The following is an 18,970-nucleotide window of genomic DNA, read 5'->3' on the forward strand; positions in this document are numbered from 1 at the left end:
AGCGCGACTTGCACAGATGCATTCGGAAGGCGGATGAAGGCCCAGGGAATTACGATTGTCAAATTTCCTACTTTGAAAGGAAATGTTGGAAGGTATCGGAAGGTATCGGAAGGTATCGGAAGGTATCGGAAGGTATCGGAAGGTATCGGAAGGTAAAAACATTCCATTTTGAATGAAAGATGAAAATGGGTGTTAACGGCAGCTCACAGCAGTTATCGGCTGTCAGGTTCTTTCCAAGTTAATTAAAGTAAAGAGACTTGCCACAAGGAGTAGTAAGAGTATAGTATGCACTACGAGAGGACGGGCAATCGTCAGTGAGTTCGGTCCGGTTAAAACTTTGGTAAACAACCGGCTCGTGGTTTTTTGTGTCGGGAATTGTGAACTTGACGTCCTTTGAAACGGAAATTACTCTGAACAGAACGGTAAAGTTTGCTGGTTAGACCAGCGCGCCAAAGTCGGAAGAATCAAATCTGCCGACTTTTTTATTCCCCGCAAGGGGTGCCGGGCAAGATCTTATGAATGCAGATTTTTTAACAGTATTGGAATTCTGGGAACGGGAAAAGGGCATAAGCCGTCAGGTGCTCATTTCTGCCGTGGAGGAATCCCTGTTGTCTGCTGCCAAGAAGGCGGTCGGGCCGGCCCGTGAGTTGCGCTGCATCATTGACCCGAAGTCGGGTGATATCAAGGCTTTTGCGAAGTTGATTGTTTCGGAGAAAGTGGTTTCGAAGCATGATCATATCTCCCTGCCGGATGCGAAGAAAATAAAGCCGGACGCGCAATTGGGCGAGGAAGTGGAAGTGGAAGTGACGCCAGCCGGGTTCGGACGTATTGCCTCACAATATGCGAAGCAGTCGTTGATGCAACACATTCGCCGTGCGGAGAAGCAATTGATTTTTACGGAGTTCAAGGATCGTGTTGGTGATATCATCAGCGGCGTCGTGCGCCGGTTTGATCGATCGGATGTCAGTGTGGATTTAGGCAAGTATGAAGCTTTGCTCCCCAACCGGGAGCGTGTACCAACTGAGGAATATCAGATTGGCGAACGGATTCGTTGTTACGTCAAGGCCGTGGAAAATGGTCCGCATGGACCTGAGATCATCCTGTCCCGTGCTGATCCGCGGTTTGTGATCAAGTTGTTCCAGTTGGAAGTTTCGGAAATCAATGATGGCACGATCGAGATCAAGGGCATTGCCCGTGAACCTGGTTTCCGCACGAAGCTGGCGGTTTATACGCGTGACGAAAAAGTTGATCCCGTGGGTGCATGCGTTGGATTGCGTGGTCAACGGGTGAAGAACATTGTTCGCGAATTGAACAATGAGAAGGTGGATATCATTCGTTGGGAGCCTAATATCAAGGGCTTCCTAACAAATGCCTTGGCTCCGGCGCAGTTGAAGACTTTTGAAGTCGATGAAGCCAACAAGCGGGTGAAGATCGTGGTGGGCGAGGACCAGCTTTCGCTGGCGATCGGCAAGCGCGGTCAGAATGCGCGGTTATCATCGAAGCTGACCGGTTGGCAGGTGGACATTGAGCCCGAAGTAGTGCACCGGATGGGATTTGAAGAGAAGGTCGCGGAGGCGGTGAAGACTTTGGCAGCGATTCCTGGGATTACACAGGAGCAGGCTGACACTCTGGTTCATCAAGGTTTGACGCGATTGGAAGATTTGTTGCAGGCGGATATTAGTGATCTGTCTGGAATACCGCAAATTGGCGACCAGGCGGCCGCCATTTTGGAAGCTGCAAAGGCAGAAGCCGCGCGGCACAGATTAAAATTGGGTGAAGACTCAGCAGGTTAATCACCATGGCTGGCACCAAAAATGGTCTTATGTTAAGCTACTAGCGTATGAATGCTTTGTGGCAATACCGGCCAGAAGTTAGAGATAAAATAAATTATGCCCGTTCGTATTTACGACATTTCAAAGAAGCTCGGCTTGGAGAACAAGGAAGTTCTAGCCAAGGCACGAGAGTTGGGCATTACTGCCGCCAAGGTCCCTTCCAGTTCGCTTGATAAGATCACCGCTGAATATCTTGAACAAGAGCTATCGGGTGGAAAACCCGTAGCGACAGCAGCCCCTCCAGCGCCACCCGCTGAACCCGAAAAGATTTTGATCGTCACGGCACCGCCAGCTCCAGCCCCTGTCATTGAGCCTGCTCCTTTGGTTGAGGCCAAGGTGCCTGCACCGGCGGCTCCAGTGCACGAACAAGAAGTCAAAGCACCGATTGTGTCCCCTGCCCCAATTGTAGAGGAAGCTCCAGTGGAAGTGAAAGCCCCTGAGCCCGTAAAAGAAGCTCCGCAGGTTATCGTGGCCGAAGTGAAGCCGGCGCCTGTCGTCGAAGAGACTCCGAAAGTTGAAGCAGCGCCAGTGGCTCCTGCTCCCAAGCCTGAAGTCCCCGTTGCTCCTGCAACACCCATTGCGGCCACACCTCCGCCACCGCCTGCCCCTCCAGCGCGTCCTGCGGGACCTCAGGTAGGTGATAAGGTCGGCTTTATCCAGCTGCCTTCGAAACCAGCTCCCAGGACCGCCGAGAAGGTCGGCTCAGCAAAGCTGCCACCCAGCCGTCCTGGCCAGCAGCCAGGCGGAAATCGTCCAGATTTTTCCCGTGGTGGCAACCGGCCTGACAATCGAAATGCACGGCCTGGTTTCGGTGCTCCTCATGGAGGACGCCCACAAGCGCCTGGAGGCAGGCCTGGTTTCGGTAACCGCAATGAACCGGCGAAACCTGCCGCTCCAAGCGGGCCCAGATTCGTAACGCCGGACAATGCTCAGGTCATTTCGGTAAAACCACCGATCGTGGTGCGTGAGTTGGCGGAACAGCTTAAATTAAAGCCGTTCAAGTTGATTGCCGACCTGATGGAATTGGGCGTTTTTGCGAACGTTAATCAAGCGATTGATGAATCTGTCGCCCAGAGAATTTGTGCCAAGTACGGTTATCGTTTTGAAGTTGAAAAACGCGAACGTGGCAGCGGCATTATTCATGCCCCGATAAAGAAAATCGAAGTCGACATCGAGGACAAGCCGGAGCAGTTGAAGCCGCGCGCTCCAGTTGTAACGATCATGGGTCACGTGGACCATGGCAAGACTACTTTGCTGGACGTGATTCGAAAGTCTGACGTTGTGGCGGGTGAGGCTGGTGGCATAACGCAGCACATTGGTGCTTATACAATTTCATTCCCACACCCTGAGCGGAAGAACGAACTGCAACAGATCACCTTCCTGGACACTCCGGGTCACGCCGCGTTCAGCGCGATGCGGGCACGCGGTGCAAATGTGACTGACATTGTGGTGTTGGTCGTGGCTGCCAATGATGGCGTAATGCCGCAGACACTGGAAGCCTTGAGTCATGCTCAAGCAGCCAAAGCGGAAATCATGGTGGCGGTGAACAAGGTTGATCATCCTAATGCGAATCCAATGAGGGTTCGCCAGCAATTGCAGGAAAAAGGCCTGGTATGTGAAGAATGGGGTGGCAAGACCCTGTTCGTGGATGTTTCCGCCATCACCAAGCAGGGCGTGGACAAGTTGTTGGAAGCCATTTTGCTCCAGGCTGAAATCATGGAGCTTAAGGCGAATCCAGATCGTCGCGCCAAAGGCAACGTTATTGAATCCGGTTTGGAACCTGGCGGTCCCACGGCAACTGTGTTGGTACGTAAAGGCACATTGCACTTGGGAGATGTGGTTATTTGCGGTCCCTTCTATGGCAAGGTTCGCGCTCTAATTAATGAGGAAAATAAACGTCTCAAGGAGGCAGGTCCTTCTGTAGCTGTCAAGTTGCTCGGTTTAAATGGCGTTCCTGAAGCTGGACTGGAATTTACCGTTGAGGAGAACGAGAAGGAAGCTCGTGATATTGCTGAAAAGCGCACGATGGAAGCCAGAGCCATGGGGCAGGAAGCACGCGCCAAGGTCACCTTGGAAAATCTTTTCGCCACCATGTCTTCAACCAGTGCGAAGGTGTTGAAGCTCGTGGTCAAGGCTGACACTCAAGGCTCGGTTGAAGCCATCGTCGAAGCATTAAAGAAAATTGAATCTGATAAAGTCAGCCTCGAAGTCATTCATAGCGCGGTTGGCACGATTACCGAATCGGATGTCGCTCTGGCCTCAGCTTCAAACGCTGTAATTCTCGGTTTCCATACCCGTATTGATAATGGTGTATCCGATGAGGCGAAACGCGAAGGCGTTCAGATCAAGCTTTACGCGATCATCTACGAACTTATCGATCAGGTGAAGGAATCCATGGCCGGTCTGTTGGATCCTCTTTACAAGGATGTTGTCGTTGGAACGGCTGAAGTGCGGAAAATCTTCGAACTTTCCAAAGGAATTCCGGTTGCTGGCTGCATGATCACCAACGGACGCATTGTTCGTGGGAAAGTGCGCGTGATGCGCCGCAAGGGATTAATCTTCGAAGGCGTTACCCAATCGTTGCGCCGGTTCCAGGACGAAGTGAATGAAGTGCGCGCCGGCATGGAATGCGGCATTCGACTCGATGGTTTCGGGGACTTTCAAATCGGTGATACGATTGAGTGTTACACGGTCGAGAAGACCACTCAGAAACTCTAATTTTTTTCAGGAGTTTTCTTATGCCTTCGCTCAGACTTCAACGGGTGCGCGAGCTATTAAAGCGGGAAATCGGCGAAGTGATTCGCCGGGAGATTCCCGTGGGTGAGAGTGGCTTGATCACGGTAAATGAGGTGGGAGTAAGCAGCGATCTGCATTCCGCCACTGTGTTTATCGGCATTCTCGGCACTGATCAGCAGAAGAAAAAAGGGTTCGCGCAGCTCAACCATCATCGTAAACGCATTCAGGGCCTGGTAGGCCAGGCTGTCATTTTGAAGTATACTCCCACACTCCGATTCGTACTCGATGAATCAATTGCTGAAGGGAACAAAGTGCTTCAAATCATTGACGAACTGGAAAAATCCGGCCCTAATAATGAAACAACGCCCGAAAATCATTGATCGCATCCTGGAAGGGATTCGCGAAAGTCGTACCTTTTGTGTTGTCGGTCACATTCGTCCGGATGGTGATTGCATTGGTTCTCAACTCGGCCTCACGCTTGCCCTCTTAAACGAGGGCAAAAAAGTTTGGTGTTGGAATGAGGACATCGTTCCTGCCAAGCTTGCCTTCCTGGATCCTGAAAAGATTGTTCAGCGTCCCCGACCCGGCATGGAGTTTGATTGCGTCATCGCCACGGACGCCGCCAGTTTTGAACGGCTTGGCAAAGTGGGCGACTGTATTGGCAAACGCAAACTTTTCATTAATATTGATCATCACCAGAGCAATACCCGCTATGCGGATATCAACTGGATTTCCGCCAGGGAACCTTCGAGTGGCGAGATCATTTTCAAGCTCCTCAAGTCAGCCAACTGGCCGATCACTCCGCAAATAGCTGATTGTTTATTTACGGCGGTGTCCACGGATACTGGTTCGTTCCAATACCCCAGCACTTTGCCAAGCACCTACAACGTCGCCGGGGAGCTGGTTAAACGTGGAGCCAACCTGGCCAAGATTTGCGATGAGGTTTATCAATCATATCCTCTTTCGCGTGTTCGCCTGTTGAAGCATTTGTATAATAAGTTTCGACTGACGGATGACGACCAGATTGCCTATTTCTGGTTGAGGAAAGCCGACTTCACCCGCACAGGAGCAGACACCAGCGATTCAGAGGGATTGATCGATCACATTCGTGATATTGAACCCGTCCAGGTTGCATGCCTGTTCGAAGAGCTTGAGCCGGAGCTTACCAGGATCAGCCTTCGATCCAAAAACGTCAAAGTAAACGTGAACGAAATTGCGGCGATCTTTGGCGGAGGTGGACACAAAGCCGCAGCCGGGGCTCGCATTCCAGGTTCTCCTCTATCTGTGCAACGGCGGGTTATTTCGGCGGTGAAGAGGGCGCTCAACGCAGCACAGAGCTGACTTCTGTATCCCCTACCAAGATGGCAACGCTTGCTCTACTGGTGTTACGCACGGCAACGATGGAAGCAACGCTTACGTTTTATAAGGCGTTGGGACTTCACTTTACTGAAGAGAAGCACGGAACAGGTCCGTTACACTATTCATCAGTTGTCGGCGATTTGGTTTTCGAAATTTATCCAGGAGAGCCAGGCTCAGCACCCGAAAGGAAAACAGGTGGCGCTACAATGCTGGGGTTCACCGTGGATCAACTGGATGCAACTCTTGCGTTGCTCAATGCAATTAAACCAGATTCGCAATTAGTTCCGAAAGAATCACCTTGGGGAAGGCGTGCCGTGGCTGTTGATCCCGACGGCCGTGCAGTCGAGATAACGGAGCGATCCGTCAAAGGCTCCTCAACCGGAGATAAATAGTCATTTTAGCCAGGTAAATGAAGCAGTAATAAGAAACTTGTTGTATGCACGAATTTGATGTTTTCGACGGAGCACTTTTAATCGACAAACCGGTTGGTTACACCTCCCATGATGTTGTTGATGCCATACGGCGTCGATTCCAAATCAAAAAGGTTGGCCACTGTGGAACACTTGATCCCAACGCAACCGGCCTATTGATCATCGTGCTTGGCAGGGGAACGAAATTGTCAGAAAGACTGATGTCTTCAGACAAGGTGTACGAAGGGACAATAAAATTTGGCGAAACCACGGATAGCTATGATGCGGATGGAGAACTAGTCACTTCCCTGCCCGTTCCTCCCATGACTTTGGGCGAGCTGAATGAGACGGCGGCAGCCTTCGTGGGTGATCAGATGCAGGTCCCGCCAATGGTTTCGGCGATCAAAAAAGGCGGCGTTCCACTTTATAAACTTGCGCGAAAGGGTGTGGAGGTCGAACGCGAACCTCGCTTTATCCACATATATAATTTCCGTTTCGCCGAGTACAATGAACCCATTGGTCGCTTCCGGGTCGCTGCCACCAAAGGCACTTACGTCCGAAGTCTGGCGCATGATTTGGGTCAAAAGCTTGGCTGCGGAGGGCACCTGGCCACGTTACGAAGAACCGTTTCTGGAAAATTTGATGTCGCGAATGCCATTCGGCTCGACCAGGCCTTGGAACTTTCTGCCGCCGAACTGGAGAAGCGGGTTATTCCATTTCTGAAGCTCGCAGCCTAGTTTACCCACCAAAATGAAGATCATCCGAAGCGCCAGCGAACTGAAGGCGAATGGCCGGAAGGTTTGTCTGGCAATCGGATTCTTCGACGGCGTACATCTTGGACATCAGCAAATCATCCGTCAGACCATCGCGGATTCGATAAAGCACGAGGCGGTGTCATTGGTGGTGACCTTCGATCAACACCCCAGCACCGTCGTGGCGCCGGATCGGATTCCTCCGCTGATCTATCCGCTCCCCCACAAACTCAAAACCATTGGGTCCCTGGGTAGTGAAGCACTTTTCCTGATTCATTTCGATAAAGCCTTCAGCGAACTGAGCGGTGAGGCCTTCATACGCAATTTGGCTAACGATTTGGGCCATATCGAGAGCTTGTGTGTGGGCAGCAACTTCACGTTTGGATATAAACGGAGCGGAAATGTCGCGCTGCTTAAAACTCTCGGTGAAGAGTTGAAATTTACGGTTCACGGCATGGCAGCCGTCTCTCTGGATGGAAAAACTGTAAGCAGCACACGCATTCGGGAAGCCATCAGAACCGGTGAACTGGACGCCGCCAGCCAAATGCTCGGGCGGACCTACTCTTTGTGCGGGCCGGTGATCAAGGGTGATCAACTTGGTCATAAGCTTGGATTTCCCACCGCCAATCTCAAGTTGGACGGTCTGGTACTCCCTCCAACCGGTGTTTACGCGGTGCATGCTTTTGTCGAAGGTGAATCTTATCGTGCGGTGGTGAATATAGGATTGCGTCCCACTTTAAGGAATCCAGCACCGGAAAGGCGCATCGAAGTTCATATCCTCAATTTCACTGGTGATCTTTATGGCAAAGCAATGGAAATTGCGTTTGTCGAGAAGTTGCGAGACGAACAGAAGTTTCCTTCTCTTGACGCGCTCAAGCTCCAAATTGCGAAGGATATTGAAGATGCCGCGAAATGTTTTTGAACCAGTTCAATTGGTTTAGACTCCAAAGGGAGTCCTATGTCCTTAAAGGCTTGTCCCATTGAGTAAGACATCACTTTAATGGACCTGAAGAGCAATTCATATGCAGGTCCTGGCAAAATTCGATAAGATTTATCTGAACAGATTTCCTCGTTTTTTTGTCCATGGGACAGTAGAATTCGAATCAAATTACGATGAACACAGGAATTAGCGCTATTAACGCAGCCGTTCAAGAAACCAGTGCCTTTGTCAGGCCATTGTTTAGCGAATTGGGAAAAGTAATCATCGGCCAAAGCTATTTGGTGGAAAGGCTGACCATTGGATTGCTCGCCAATGGCCATGTTCTGCTGGAAGGCGTGCCCGGGTTGGCGAAGACCTTATCTGTTAAATCCCTTTCCTCCTGCCTGAGCGTCCGATTTTCACGATTGCAATTCACGCCGGACATGCTCCCTGCGGACGTAATTGGCACTCAGATTTATAACCCGCAATCAGGTGGTTTCACCACCCGCCGCGGGCCTATTTTCGCCAATTTGGTTCTGGCCGACGAGATTAATCGTGCTCCCGCTAAAGTTCAGAGCGCACTGTTGGAGGCGATGCAGGAAAAGCAGGTCACCATTGGAGACCAGACCTTTAAACTCGAAGAGCCTTTTCTTGTTCTGGCCACCCAAAACCCGATCGAGCAGGAAGGAACCTACCCGCTTCCTGAGGCTCAGGTGGATCGTTTCATGCTGAAACTGAAGATTGGCTATCCTTCACGAGCGGAAGAAAGATCGATTCTGGACCTGATGGCGCACACATCCAACCTCCCTAAAGCAAATGCAGTGGTAACTTCGGACCAGATTTTAAAGGCACGTCAGGTTATCAATGACATCTATATTGATGACAAGGTAAAGGATTATATTGTCGATATCGTTTGTGCCACACGTGACCCGGAAGCTTACAAGATACAGGCCAAGGATTTCATCCAGTTGGGGGCCTCACCGCGCGCAACAATTTCGCTGACCCTGGCGGCCAAGGCCTACGCCTTTTTGAAAGGGCGGGGTTATGTTACGCCACAGGATGTAAAGAGCATTGGGATGGATGTCTTGCGTCACCGCGTCACAATCACGTACGAAGCCGAGGCCGAGAACAAGACCAGTGAAACGATCATTCAAAAGATTTTTGATGAGCTGCCAGTGCCCTAACCCGCCCATTGATACCCAACAGAGTTCAAGCCGAAGGAAACTGAGCGTGACATTCCCATGATTCCTCGCGAGATCCTTAAAAAAATTCGTCAAATCGAGTTGCGCACGAATCGACTTGTGAGCGAATCGCTCGCGGGCCAATACCATAGCGTGTTTAAAGGCCAGGGAATGAATTTCGAGGAAGTGCGCGAATATCAACCTGGAGATGAGGTTCGCGCCATCGACTGGAACGTCACTGCGCGGATGAACCATCCGTTCATCAAAAAGTTTGTTGAGGAACGAGAACTCACGCTCATGCTGCTGGTGGACGTGAGCGGTTCGGGATTATTCGGCTCAGGCGATCAGTCGAAACGGGAACTGGCTGCTGAAATTGCTTCGGTCATGGCATTCTCAGCCATTCGAAACAATGATAAGGTTGGGCTGATTCTGTTCACCGAAGAAGTGGAAAAGTTCATACCGCCACGCAAGGGCAGGCGGCACGTTCTGCGGGTCATTAGAGAGATTCTTTTCTATGAACCGAAAAAGCGCGGCACGAACTTAAACCTCGCACTCGAGTTTCTCACGCGTGTAACTCCACACAAGGCGATTGCGGTGGTGGTTTCAGACTTTTTGGGCCAGAATATCACCGCCAATCTTCAAGCTAATCCCCGGCGTCAAGCAGGGCTGATGCTCCCTCAATCACTGGCTCAAGCCTCCTTTACTGCTCTTCGTCAGGCGAACCGGCGTCATGATGTAGTGGCGATCCAGATTACCGATCGTTACGAAGTCGAACTGCCGCCCTTGGGCCGTTTGGTACTTAAGGATGCTGAGACAGGCGAGGTAGTTGAAGTCAATACGGGTGACCCAAGGAAAAGAGAAGCGTTTGCGCAAAGACAAGCGCGAGCACAGGCGGAGCTGCTGCGCGTGTTCCGGGCTGCGAAAATTGACTCCATACAGTTGCGGACGGACGTGCCTTATGGTGTCGCTTTGGGGCGCTTCTTTGAAACTCGCGAAAGGCGTCGATTGCACGGATGAAGACTAATTCGCTTTTGCTCACCAACTCGCCTGCCCTGCCCTCCACGAACGACATTCGCGGCATCAGGCCACCGGTCCTTATCCCCGATGTGTTGCTATGGGTTTTCATTGGACTGGGGATACTTGCCGCATTCGCCATCATTATTTTTGCGGTCATTTATTTCCTGAGGAAATCGGCAGAGCCGGCAGCAATTCGCATCATACCTCCCCACGAACGGGCTCGACAAAAGCTGCAGGATGCCTTGGCGTTGATTAATGAACCAAGGCCTTTCTGCACCTTGGTTTCAGATACGGTCCGCGTTTACCTCGAAGAACGGTTTAATTTTCATGCACCAGAACGCACTACCGAGGAATTCTTGCACGAACTGCAATCAACGCAACTCCTTCTCCCCGATCAAAAGCAAAGCTTGGGCGACTTCCTATCATTGTGCGACATGGTCAAATTCGCACGTTACGAACCAGGCCCGACTGAGTTGGAGGCGTTGCATAATTCAGCGCTCCGGCTGATTGATGAAACTGAGCCAGAGCCAGCCAATCCGCAGGACCCAATTCCATCTGCAGCCCAGGCATGAACTTCACCTTTGCTCATCCATGGTTGTTGCTGCTGCTGCTGGTAATACCGGTTCTCGCATGGTTTAGAGGCAAGCGCGGGCGTCAACCAGCGTTTCTCTATTCCTCCGTGCAACTGGTGAAAGGCATCATTGGCATCACCAAATCAAGTGCGGGCAGCATTCTCCCCAAAATGCGCTGGTTCGTCCTCGCTCTCTTTATATTTGCCCTTGCCCAACCGCGCTTCGTTCAGAGCGAAACCAAGGTGAGCGCCAGCGGTGTGGATATTGTGGTTGCCTTGGATATGTCCGGCAGCATGTTGGCAGAGGATGAAGGCTTTGTTCTCAACGGCCAGCAGGCAACCCGATTCATTATCGCCCGGGATGTGTTGAAGAAATTTGTAGACAAGCGTCAAAGTGATCGCATCGGTTTGGTGGTATTCGGAACCCAGGCGTACGTTGCTGTCCCTCCGACTTTGGACCATGAGTTCCTGCTGAAAAATCTGGAACGACTTGGAATCGGATCCATCAATGGAAATCAGACCGCAATTGGCTCGGCTCTCAGCACTTCCATGAACCGGCTCCGTGAATTGAAATCAAAGAGCAAGATTATCATTCTGATGACCGACGGGCAAAACAACGCCGGCAAAGTTCCTCCGCTCACCGCCGCAGAAGCAGCTCGAGCATTGGGAATCAAGATCTATACAATTGGCGTGGGCACCAAAGGCGTTGCACGCATGGCGGTCGGGACAGATCCGTTCTCGGGACAAAAAATCTACCAGCAGGTGCCGGTCGACATTGACGAAGGTACTTTGACCTCCATTTCTAAAATGACAAACGCGAAGTATTATCGCGCAGACAGCACTGCCACTTTGGAGAAAATTTATGCTGACATCGATCGGCTGGAAAAAACCGAAGCCGAGGTAAAGAAGTACACACAATTTCAGGAACTATTCGCCTGGTTCGTGATCCCGGGCATGTTTTTGTTGCTGTTGGAAGTGATTCTTAGTCACACGATCTGGAGGAAACTGCCATGACATTTGCAGCGAAACCCATGCTTTGGCTGTTGCTGGTTTTAATCCTGCCATTGATCGCATTTTTCTGGTGGGCATGGCGCAAGCGCCAGCAACTCATGACACAGTTCACGTCCGCACGTTTGCTCGGGCACTTAAAAGTCGGCGTCTCCCCTTCCCGTCAGAAATTCCGAATGGCCCTCGTAGTGGCCGCAGTTGTGTTTTTGATTCTGACGTTGGCTCGACCACAATGGGGCTTCACGTTGGAAGAAGCCAGACAGCGAGGACTCGATATCCTCGTCGCCATTGACACTTCGAACAGTATGCTGGCTGAGGATATTCAACCGAACCGTTTAGCTCGTGCCAGGCTGGCTGCCTTGGATCTAATGCATCGTGCGCGAACTGATCGGATGGGTTTGGTGGCCTTCGCCGGGACAGCATTCTTGCAGTGTCCTTTGACCTTGGACGATGCGGCTTTCAGCCAAAGCATCGATTCACTGGATACCAGAACGATTTCTGAGGGAGGAACCGCTCTGGCTGAGGCGATCAATACTGCTCGTGAAACGTTTAAGAACGAAAAGGATAACCATAAAGTTCTGGTCCTATTTACGGACGGCGAAGATCAGGATATGGGCGCTGTTTCTGCGGCTGAAAAAGCTGCTGCAGAGGGCATGTTGATCTTTACCATCGGCATAGGCACGCCTGACGGTGAACTCCTGCGAATCAAGGACGAACGAGGCCGGGTCGATTATATACGGGATGAACAAGGCCAGCCTGTGAAGTCCAGGCTCAATGAGAAATTGCTGCAAGAGATTGCCGAAGCGACAAAAGGCTTTTACCTGCCACTGCGAGGAACCAAAACCATGGATATGCTTTATGAGCAAGGTATCGCTCCTTTGCCAAAGTCCGACAAGGCCTCCACTTTACTTAAGCGCTTCCATGAACGCTACCACTGGCCATTGTCGATCGCGATAATCCTCCTGATTGCGGAAACTTTTCTACCAGACCGAAAGCGAACTCGTCCGGAGGAATCCAGAATGAGATCACAAACTTCCTCCGCTATGCCAACGAGCACCGTGGCCATTTTGCTTTTGCTGGCCCTGCCCTTGAGCACGTTTGCGAGTCCTTCCCAAGCGTTCCGTGAATACCAGGCAGGTAAATACCAGGATGCTCTGAAAGACTATGAAAACTCTTTGCAGAGAAAAAGCAATGATCCGCGATTGCATTTCAATGCCGGCACCGCTGCCTACCAAACCCAACAGTATGATGAAGCTACCAAACAATTTAACGATACCCTGAACTCTCAAGACATACAGCTGCAGCAACAAGCATATTACAATCTAGGCAATACGTATTTTCGCTTGGGACAAAGTGATAAGGATGAGAAGAAAAAGCAGGAGGCCTGGGAGAATGCCCTCAAGCACTACGAAAGTGCTTTGAAGCTTAACCAGCAAGATCAGGATGCACAGTTTAACCACCAGTTTGTCCAGACCCAGTTGGAAGAACTCAAGAAAAAGCAGCAACAGCAACAGCAGAATCAATCAAAAGACCAGTCGAAGCAAAATTCCAAGGATCAGAATCAGAAGAATCAGGAATCCCAGGACAAGCAAGATCAACAGAATCAGGAAAAGGATTCTCAGTCCAAGTCCGATCAACAAACGCAGAACAAATCTCAACAAGGCAAAAACGGTCAGGAAAAGAAGGATCAGGGGCAGGAGTCCAATAAGCAAGATCAGGAGAAATCACAGTCGCAGGCGAAGAATCAAAAAGAGCAATCCGAGAAAAAGGATCAGGCGGCTCAAAATCAGGCTGCACAGTCCAAGGAGAAATCAGAAGAGGAGCAGCGCGAAGCAGCAATGATGGCTGCGGGACAAATGACTCCCCAGCAGGCGAAGCAATTACTCGACTCACAAAAAGGCGAAGAAGAAGTGCTCAGATTAGGCCCTTCCTCTGAAAAACAGCTGGGGCGCAACCGCTCACTAAAGAACTGGTGACCAACACTATTGCGACAGGTTGCCTCGTGAAACTAAATAAAAAAGGCAGGCCGTAATGGCCTGCCTTGATTAAACCGTAAAACTCTGATTAAGCCTTGTCACTCTTCGCAGCGCGAGACTTCTTAGGCGCTGATTCAGCGGCGGGAGCTTCAGAACGCTTTCCACGCTTCTCAGTCCTATCGTCCTTCCTTGCGTCGGCAACCGGAGCCTCAACCGCCGTTGGCAAAGGGTTGCTGCTTTCAACTCGCACCTTAAGCGTAGTTGTAACGCCATGATGCAAGCGCAATTCGACACCGTGTTCGCCGAGGGAACGAATCGGCTGTTCGAGATGAATTTTCTTCTTGTCGAGGGCTACGTCGAATTGGGTCTTAAGTTGATCAGCAATCGTGCCTGCGGTGACAGCACCGAACATCTTGCCATCTTCGCCAGTCTTGACGCTGACGACGGCAATTAACTTGGCCAAGCTGCGGGAAAGCTCGGTCATGTGGTTGAGCTCTTCGGCTTCGCGTTCAGCACGCCGTTGCTTCAAAGATTCCAGACGGCGCTTATTTGCACCGGTCATGGGGATGGCTAGACCTTGGGGGATCAAATAATTGCGAGCATAGCCCGCTGCGACCTTAACCTGATCGGACTCGGCGCCCAAGCCGACGATATTGTGGGTGAGAATGACTTCAGTTTTTGGCATACGAAAATTGGAGTTAAAGTTAAATAAAGGTAAAGTGAATAAGCCGCTGCAAGTTAGAATGGAACGTCGTCGTCTTCAGGAGGTGGCACATCAGCGTCGGCACTTTCAGCTTTGGGGGCGGGTGCCGGACGGCTGCGGGGAGCAGGAGCATCAGGGACGCCGCCTTCGCCACGACCACCGCCAGCGCTACCCAGAAATTGAAAACCTTCGAGCGTGACTCCCAAGCGACTCCGTTTCTGTCCCGTTTGCTTGTCGTCCCACTGATCCAGCTTAAGGCGACCTTCCACCATGAAAGGACTGCCCTTCTTTAAGTACTGGCCTATGGTTTCTGCTTGGCGACCAAATGCATCTACATCAACAAAAGTAACCTCTTCCTTGCTCTCACCAGCCTCGTTTCGCCAGGTACGGTTGATCGCCAATGTAATTTTGGCGATGGCTACACCTTTGGGTGTATAACGTAACTCTGGGTCCCGCGTAAGGTTTCCAGCAAGTATGACTTTGTTGAAATTGGCCATGAATCGAATTACTTGGCTTCCACAACTTTCGGTGTCGGCGCACTGCTAAACATGACGCGGTACACGTCAGCATTCAAGGCAAAGCGAGTTTGCAGTTGGGTAATCGCTGAAGGTTTGCACTCGAAAATGACATTCACGTAAAAGCCGGAACTGTTGCGCTTATCCGCGACACGCGCAAAATTGCGCTTATCCATCTTCTGCACGGTTTCCACCCTGCCGCCAGCAGCATTGATCTCATCCGAGAGCTGGTCGATGGTTTCTTTCAGACTCTCTTCTTTGCCCGCTGTGTTCAATATGAACAGACCTTCGTATCTTTTCACTCAGTTTTCCTTTGTTACTCGGAACCTCTTATGGCTCCGTTAAATTGACTCATTGCCTTTTGTATTCCGCCATCCAACCAGCACTCAATCTGGTCTGATGCAGTGTTTAATACTTTATCAACCGTTTTTGCTTCGGCTCCGCTAAACGGTGCCAAAACATAATCCGTAATCTCTCTTCTATCATCTGCCGCCCGCCCGATGCCAAGTCTCAAGCGGGCAAATTCACGAGTTCCCAAATGCTTCTCAATGGACTCCAGTCCATGATGGCCACCACTACTGCCGTTGGCTCGCATTCGAATCTGCCCAAACGGCAAATCAGCATCATCCACCGCAACCACCAGCTGTGGCAAGGGCAATCGATAAAAGGATGCCATCGCACCGACAGTTTCGCCACTGGCATTCATGAAAGTTTGCGGCTTGCACAACAGTATCCGCTCACCATTCCGTTCCGTCCTGGCCAGCATTGCGTCAAACTTTTTCTCAGCGACCCAGGATGCCTTCCAGCGCTCGGCCAGGCATTCCACCAGCCGGAAGCCCACATTATGGCGCGTCAGGGCATACTTGGAACCCGGATTTCCCAAACCGACGATGAGACGCAAATTCTCCATTCCGGGAATGGGAAAGGCAGCCGGACAACGTCCGACTGCCTGTCAAAATTACTTCTTCTTCTCAGGAGCCTTCTTCTCAGCAGCAGGAGCTTTCTCCCCGGCTTTCGCAGCAGGAGCAGCCTTACCAGCCTCAGCACCCTCTTCTTTCTTCTCTTTGATCATCTCAACTTCAGCCGTGCCAGCGCCAGCTTCAGCAGCAGCGGCAGCTTCCTGGGCTTCAGTCAGAGGCGCAGCGACGGCGATCACAGAAATGTGCTTATCACCCAGCACTTCAACGCCTTCAGGAGCCTTAATGTCACCGATGTGAATCGCCTGACCAATCTCAAGATTGCTCACATCCACGGCAATGACTTCCGGAAGATCCTTCGGCAACGCGCGCACCTTGATCTTAAACAAGACGTGTTCGAGAACGCCACCGCCGGTTTTAACACCTACAGCTTCGCCAGTTGCTTCGACAGGCACCATAATGGTTACCCGCTCATTTTCTGCAACTTCATGAAAATCAACGTGCAACATCTTGCCGTTGAGAGGATGATGTTGAACCTCCTGCACGAGAGCCAGGCGCTTCGGACGGGAATCGTCCTTCACGGCGAGATCCACCAACAAATTCTCAGAAACAGAATGGTGAATCAGGTTCTCGATGTCTTTGGAGTTGACCTCGAGATTCTGAGCTTGCTGTTGCCGTCCATAAATGACAGCAGGAATACGCCCGGAATCACGCAGTTTTTTTGCGCCACCGCGACGGGCCATCACGCGGGGAAATGCATTCAATGCTACAGATTTCATTTTTAAATTATGTCTTTTAAAGCACTTAGGACGCACCGGTCAACTGGTGCGCCCGCCTTTAAATTCAAATAGTGAAGTTACCGACGAATTACTATGAATCCGTTTTATGGCTTCACCCAACAGCCCCGCCACCGAAATGGTGCTAACATTAATCCCTTCTATAGCGGGGCGAAGGACAGTATCAGTTGTAATCAGTTCGTCAATATTAGATTTTCGTAATCTTTCGATCCCGATCTCGTTCAATATAGCATGGGAAACGCACGCTATTATTTTCTTGGCGCCTTCCTTTTTCAAAAGCGCCGCCGCTGTGGTCAGGGTTCCGGCCGTCTCAGTCAAGTCATCGACCATCAGCACATTTTGCCCTTTAATTTCACCTATTACCGTCATGGATTCAATTTCCAAGGCATTTTTTCGCCGTTTGGCAACGATCGCCAATCCGGATCCCAACACTTGGGAATACGCATGCGCCATCTTTAATCCCCCAACATCCGGGCTGACGACCACCAGATCTTCTATCTGCTTTTTCTTGAGATAATCGTACATAACCGGCGCGGCATAAAGATGATCCACCGGAATGTCGAAAAAGCCCTGAATCTGCTGCGCATGCAAATCCATGGTTAACACGCGACTTGCACCAGCCGCCACCAAAAGATTGGCAACCAGTTTCGCCGTGATCGGAACTCGGGGCTGGTCTTTGCGGTCCTGTCGCGCATACCCATAGAAAGGCAATACCGCGGTAATGCGCGATGCACTGGCACGACGCAACGCATCCATCATGATGAACATTTCCATCAAATGATGGTTTGTCGGCGGCGAAGTGGATTGCACGAGGAAAACATCCTCGCCGCGAACATTTTCTTCAATTTTGACAAACGTCTCACCATCAGGAAACGCACTGACGATACACTTGCCAAGCTCGATGCCAACGTTCGCGCAAATGGCGCGTGCCAAAGGCTGATTTGAAGTGCCGCTGAAAATTTTCACAGGCTGCTTATTTTTACCAATTGCTATAAACTAAAAAGCCACCGACCAGCCGGTGGACTTTCCAAAAGGTTTGAGGACTTTAACAATCGATTTCATAGGCGCAAGCGCAATCGTGCCGCAACCGCAGATGCATATTCTCTTATCTGACAAATGAACCAGTCTTACACACTGAAACAGGAGTGGAATCATTAAGCCTCCTCATCCCCCAACCTATCTTCCGATCCATCCCCCGCCAACAACCAGATCATCCTGATAAAAAACGCAGGCCTGACCGGGGGTGATTGCCCGTTGCGGAACGTGCAACTTTACCTTGGCAGTCCCATTCGGTTGCGGAGTAATTGTCGCCCCTGTCCCAGGATGGTTATACCGAATTTTCGCGCTCACTTCGAAAGTCTCAGGCGGCGACGCAAATGGAATCCAGTTACAGCGCTCCACCGTAAACTCATCCCGGTCCAACGCTGATTCATCCCCCACCATCACCCGGTTATTGATGGCATCCAGTTCGACCACGTAAAGCGGTTTGGCTGAAGAAATTCCCAATCCACGACGCTGGCCAATCGTATAAAACTCGATCCCATCATGTTGGCCGAGCACATGCCCGTGGACGTTGACAATCTCCCCTTTATGCTTTTTGACCAGATTCGCCTGCTGCAAAAACTTGCCGTAATCGTTGTCTGGCACGAAGCAAATCTCCATGCTTTCCTCCTTATCAGCAGTTTTCAACTCACACTGCCGCGCGACCGTTCGAGTATCTGTTTTCGTCAGTTGTCCCAATGGGAAGATGGTTCGGGCGAGTTGATCCTGTCGGAGCGAGAACAAAAAATAGCTTTGATCCTTGCGCGGATCACGCCCCCGCTTCAGCAACATCCGGCTCCCATCAGCGCTTTTCTCGGTCCGCGCAAAGTGACCCGTCGCAATATACTCGGCACCCAACTGCTGCGCCCGACTGATCAGCGTCCCAAACTTCAGCTTCTCATTGCACATCACGCATGGATTGGGCGTCCGACCAGCCTTGTATTCCTCCGCAAAATAGCCGATGACCTGCTTCTGAAAATCCGCCGATTCATCCACCAAATAATAGGGAATCCCCAACTTGTTAGAAACACTTCGAGCATCCATCACTGCCTGAGGACCGCAACACTTGTCTTCCGCCCGATTAACGCAATCCTGGGGCCACAACTTCAACGTGATGCCGATGACATCATACCCCTGCTCCAGCAAAAGCGCCGCCGCCGCGGAAGAATCAACTCCTCCGCTCATGCCAACCACCACACGTGTTTTCGTTTTTACTTCAGACACAAGATTAACAAA

At 51.0% G+C, this 18,970-nt stretch carries 19 protein-coding genes; 12 read left to right on the forward strand and 7 right to left on the reverse strand.

The window, feature by feature from the left end; genetic code table 11:
• Positions 1–515 precede the first annotated feature (515 nt).
• The 12 genes from nusA (at position 516) to CFLAV_RS33680 (ending at position 13,761) form a co-directional block, all read left to right on the forward strand.
• The gene (gene nusA, locus CFLAV_RS09670; RefSeq protein WP_007414518.1) at positions 516–1,793 is read left to right on the forward strand and encodes a transcription termination factor NusA; all 1,278 of its coding nucleotides are present in this window, start codon (positions 516–518) and stop codon (positions 1,791–1,793) included.
• Between the two features lie 96 nt (positions 1,794–1,889).
• Entirely contained in the window at positions 1,890–4,550 is a 2,661-nt protein-coding gene (infB, locus tag CFLAV_RS09675; protein ID WP_007414519.1) for a translation initiation factor IF-2, read from the forward strand.
• 20 nt (positions 4,551–4,570) lie between these two features.
• The gene (gene rbfA / locus CFLAV_RS09680; RefSeq protein WP_007414520.1) at positions 4,571–4,948 is read left to right on the forward strand and encodes a 30S ribosome-binding factor RbfA; all 378 of its coding nucleotides are present in this window, start codon (positions 4,571–4,573) and stop codon (positions 4,946–4,948) included.
• Positions 4,923–5,909: a DHH family phosphoesterase gene (locus CFLAV_RS09685; RefSeq protein ID WP_007414521.1), complete on the forward strand. Its 987-nt coding sequence runs from the start codon at positions 4,923–4,925 to the stop codon at positions 5,907–5,909. The genes rbfA and CFLAV_RS09685 overlap by 26 nt, the downstream gene beginning before the upstream one ends.
• Before the next feature lie 20 nt (positions 5,910–5,929).
• Positions 5,930–6,319 carry a VOC family protein gene (locus CFLAV_RS09690; RefSeq protein WP_007414522.1) on the forward strand — a complete coding sequence of 130 codons (390 nt, stop codon included), beginning with the start codon at positions 5,930–5,932 and terminating at the stop codon, positions 6,317–6,319.
• A gap of 44 nt (positions 6,320–6,363) precedes the next feature.
• Positions 6,364–7,074, forward strand: coding sequence for a tRNA pseudouridine(55) synthase TruB (truB, locus tag CFLAV_RS09695; protein ID WP_007414523.1), 711 nt, complete (start codon positions 6,364–6,366; stop codon positions 7,072–7,074).
• A 13-nt stretch (positions 7,075–7,087) separates the two neighbouring features.
• Positions 7,088–8,011: a bifunctional riboflavin kinase/FAD synthetase gene (locus CFLAV_RS09700; protein ID WP_007414524.1), complete on the forward strand. Its 924-nt coding sequence runs from the start codon at positions 7,088–7,090 to the stop codon at positions 8,009–8,011.
• A 191-nt stretch (positions 8,012–8,202) separates the two neighbouring features.
• The gene (locus CFLAV_RS09705; protein WP_007414525.1) at positions 8,203–9,192 is read left to right on the forward strand and encodes an AAA family ATPase; all 990 of its coding nucleotides are present in this window, start codon (positions 8,203–8,205) and stop codon (positions 9,190–9,192) included.
• 57 nt (positions 9,193–9,249) lie between these two features.
• Complete coding sequence (locus CFLAV_RS09710; RefSeq protein WP_007414526.1) at positions 9,250–10,206, forward strand: DUF58 domain-containing protein; 957 nt, start codon at positions 9,250–9,252, stop codon at positions 10,204–10,206.
• The gene (locus CFLAV_RS09715; RefSeq protein ID WP_007414527.1) at positions 10,203–10,778 is read left to right on the forward strand and encodes a hypothetical protein; all 576 of its coding nucleotides are present in this window, start codon (positions 10,203–10,205) and stop codon (positions 10,776–10,778) included. The genes CFLAV_RS09710 and CFLAV_RS09715 overlap by 4 nt, the downstream gene beginning before the upstream one ends.
• Entirely contained in the window at positions 10,775–11,791 is a 1,017-nt protein-coding gene (locus CFLAV_RS09720) for a vWA domain-containing protein (RefSeq protein WP_007414528.1), read from the forward strand. Before CFLAV_RS09715 ends, CFLAV_RS09720 begins: the two co-directional genes overlap by 4 nt.
• 50 nt (positions 11,792–11,841) lie before the next feature.
• Positions 11,842–13,761, forward strand: a complete 1,920-nt coding sequence (locus CFLAV_RS33680; RefSeq protein WP_202796873.1) for a VWA domain-containing protein — start codon at positions 11,842–11,844, stop codon at positions 13,759–13,761.
• Positions 13,762–13,849: 88 nt separating this feature from the next.
• Here the strand turns inward: CFLAV_RS33680 and rplI are convergent, their stop codons facing one another.
• The 7 genes from rplI to mnmA form a co-directional block, all read right to left on the reverse strand.
• Entirely contained in the window at positions 13,850–14,446 is a 597-nt protein-coding gene (rplI, locus tag CFLAV_RS09730) for a 50S ribosomal protein L9 (protein ID WP_007414530.1), read from the reverse strand.
• 53 nt (positions 14,447–14,499) lie between these two features.
• Positions 14,500–14,961, reverse strand: a complete 462-nt coding sequence (locus CFLAV_RS09735) for a single-stranded DNA-binding protein (protein WP_007414531.1) — start codon at positions 14,959–14,961, stop codon at positions 14,500–14,502.
• A gap of 8 nt (positions 14,962–14,969) precedes the next feature.
• Entirely contained in the window at positions 14,970–15,281 is a 312-nt protein-coding gene (locus CFLAV_RS09740; RefSeq protein WP_007414532.1) for a 30S ribosomal protein S6, read from the reverse strand.
• A gap of 14 nt (positions 15,282–15,295) precedes the next feature.
• Positions 15,296–15,889 (reverse strand): aminoacyl-tRNA hydrolase, encoded by a 594-nt coding sequence (pth, locus tag CFLAV_RS09745; protein ID WP_007414533.1) that lies wholly within the window; start codon positions 15,887–15,889, stop codon positions 15,296–15,298.
• A gap of 48 nt (positions 15,890–15,937) precedes the next feature.
• The gene (locus tag CFLAV_RS09750) at positions 15,938–16,675 is read right to left on the reverse strand and encodes a 50S ribosomal protein L25/general stress protein Ctc (RefSeq protein ID WP_007414534.1); all 738 of its coding nucleotides are present in this window, start codon (positions 16,673–16,675) and stop codon (positions 15,938–15,940) included.
• Positions 16,676–16,714: 39 nt separating this feature from the next.
• The gene (locus CFLAV_RS09755) at positions 16,715–17,659 is read right to left on the reverse strand and encodes a ribose-phosphate diphosphokinase (RefSeq protein ID WP_007414535.1); all 945 of its coding nucleotides are present in this window, start codon (positions 17,657–17,659) and stop codon (positions 16,715–16,717) included.
• A 210-nt stretch (positions 17,660–17,869) separates the two neighbouring features.
• A complete protein-coding gene (gene mnmA, locus CFLAV_RS09760) occupies positions 17,870–18,958 on the reverse strand; it encodes a tRNA 2-thiouridine(34) synthase MnmA (RefSeq protein ID WP_040547824.1) in 1,089 nt (362 codons plus the stop codon).
• Between the last annotated feature and the right edge of the window lie 12 nt (positions 18,959–18,970).

It is taken from the genome of Pedosphaera parvula Ellin514 (assembly GCF_000172555.1).
Classification (GTDB): domain Bacteria; phylum Verrucomicrobiota; class Verrucomicrobiia; order Limisphaerales; family Pedosphaeraceae; genus Pedosphaera.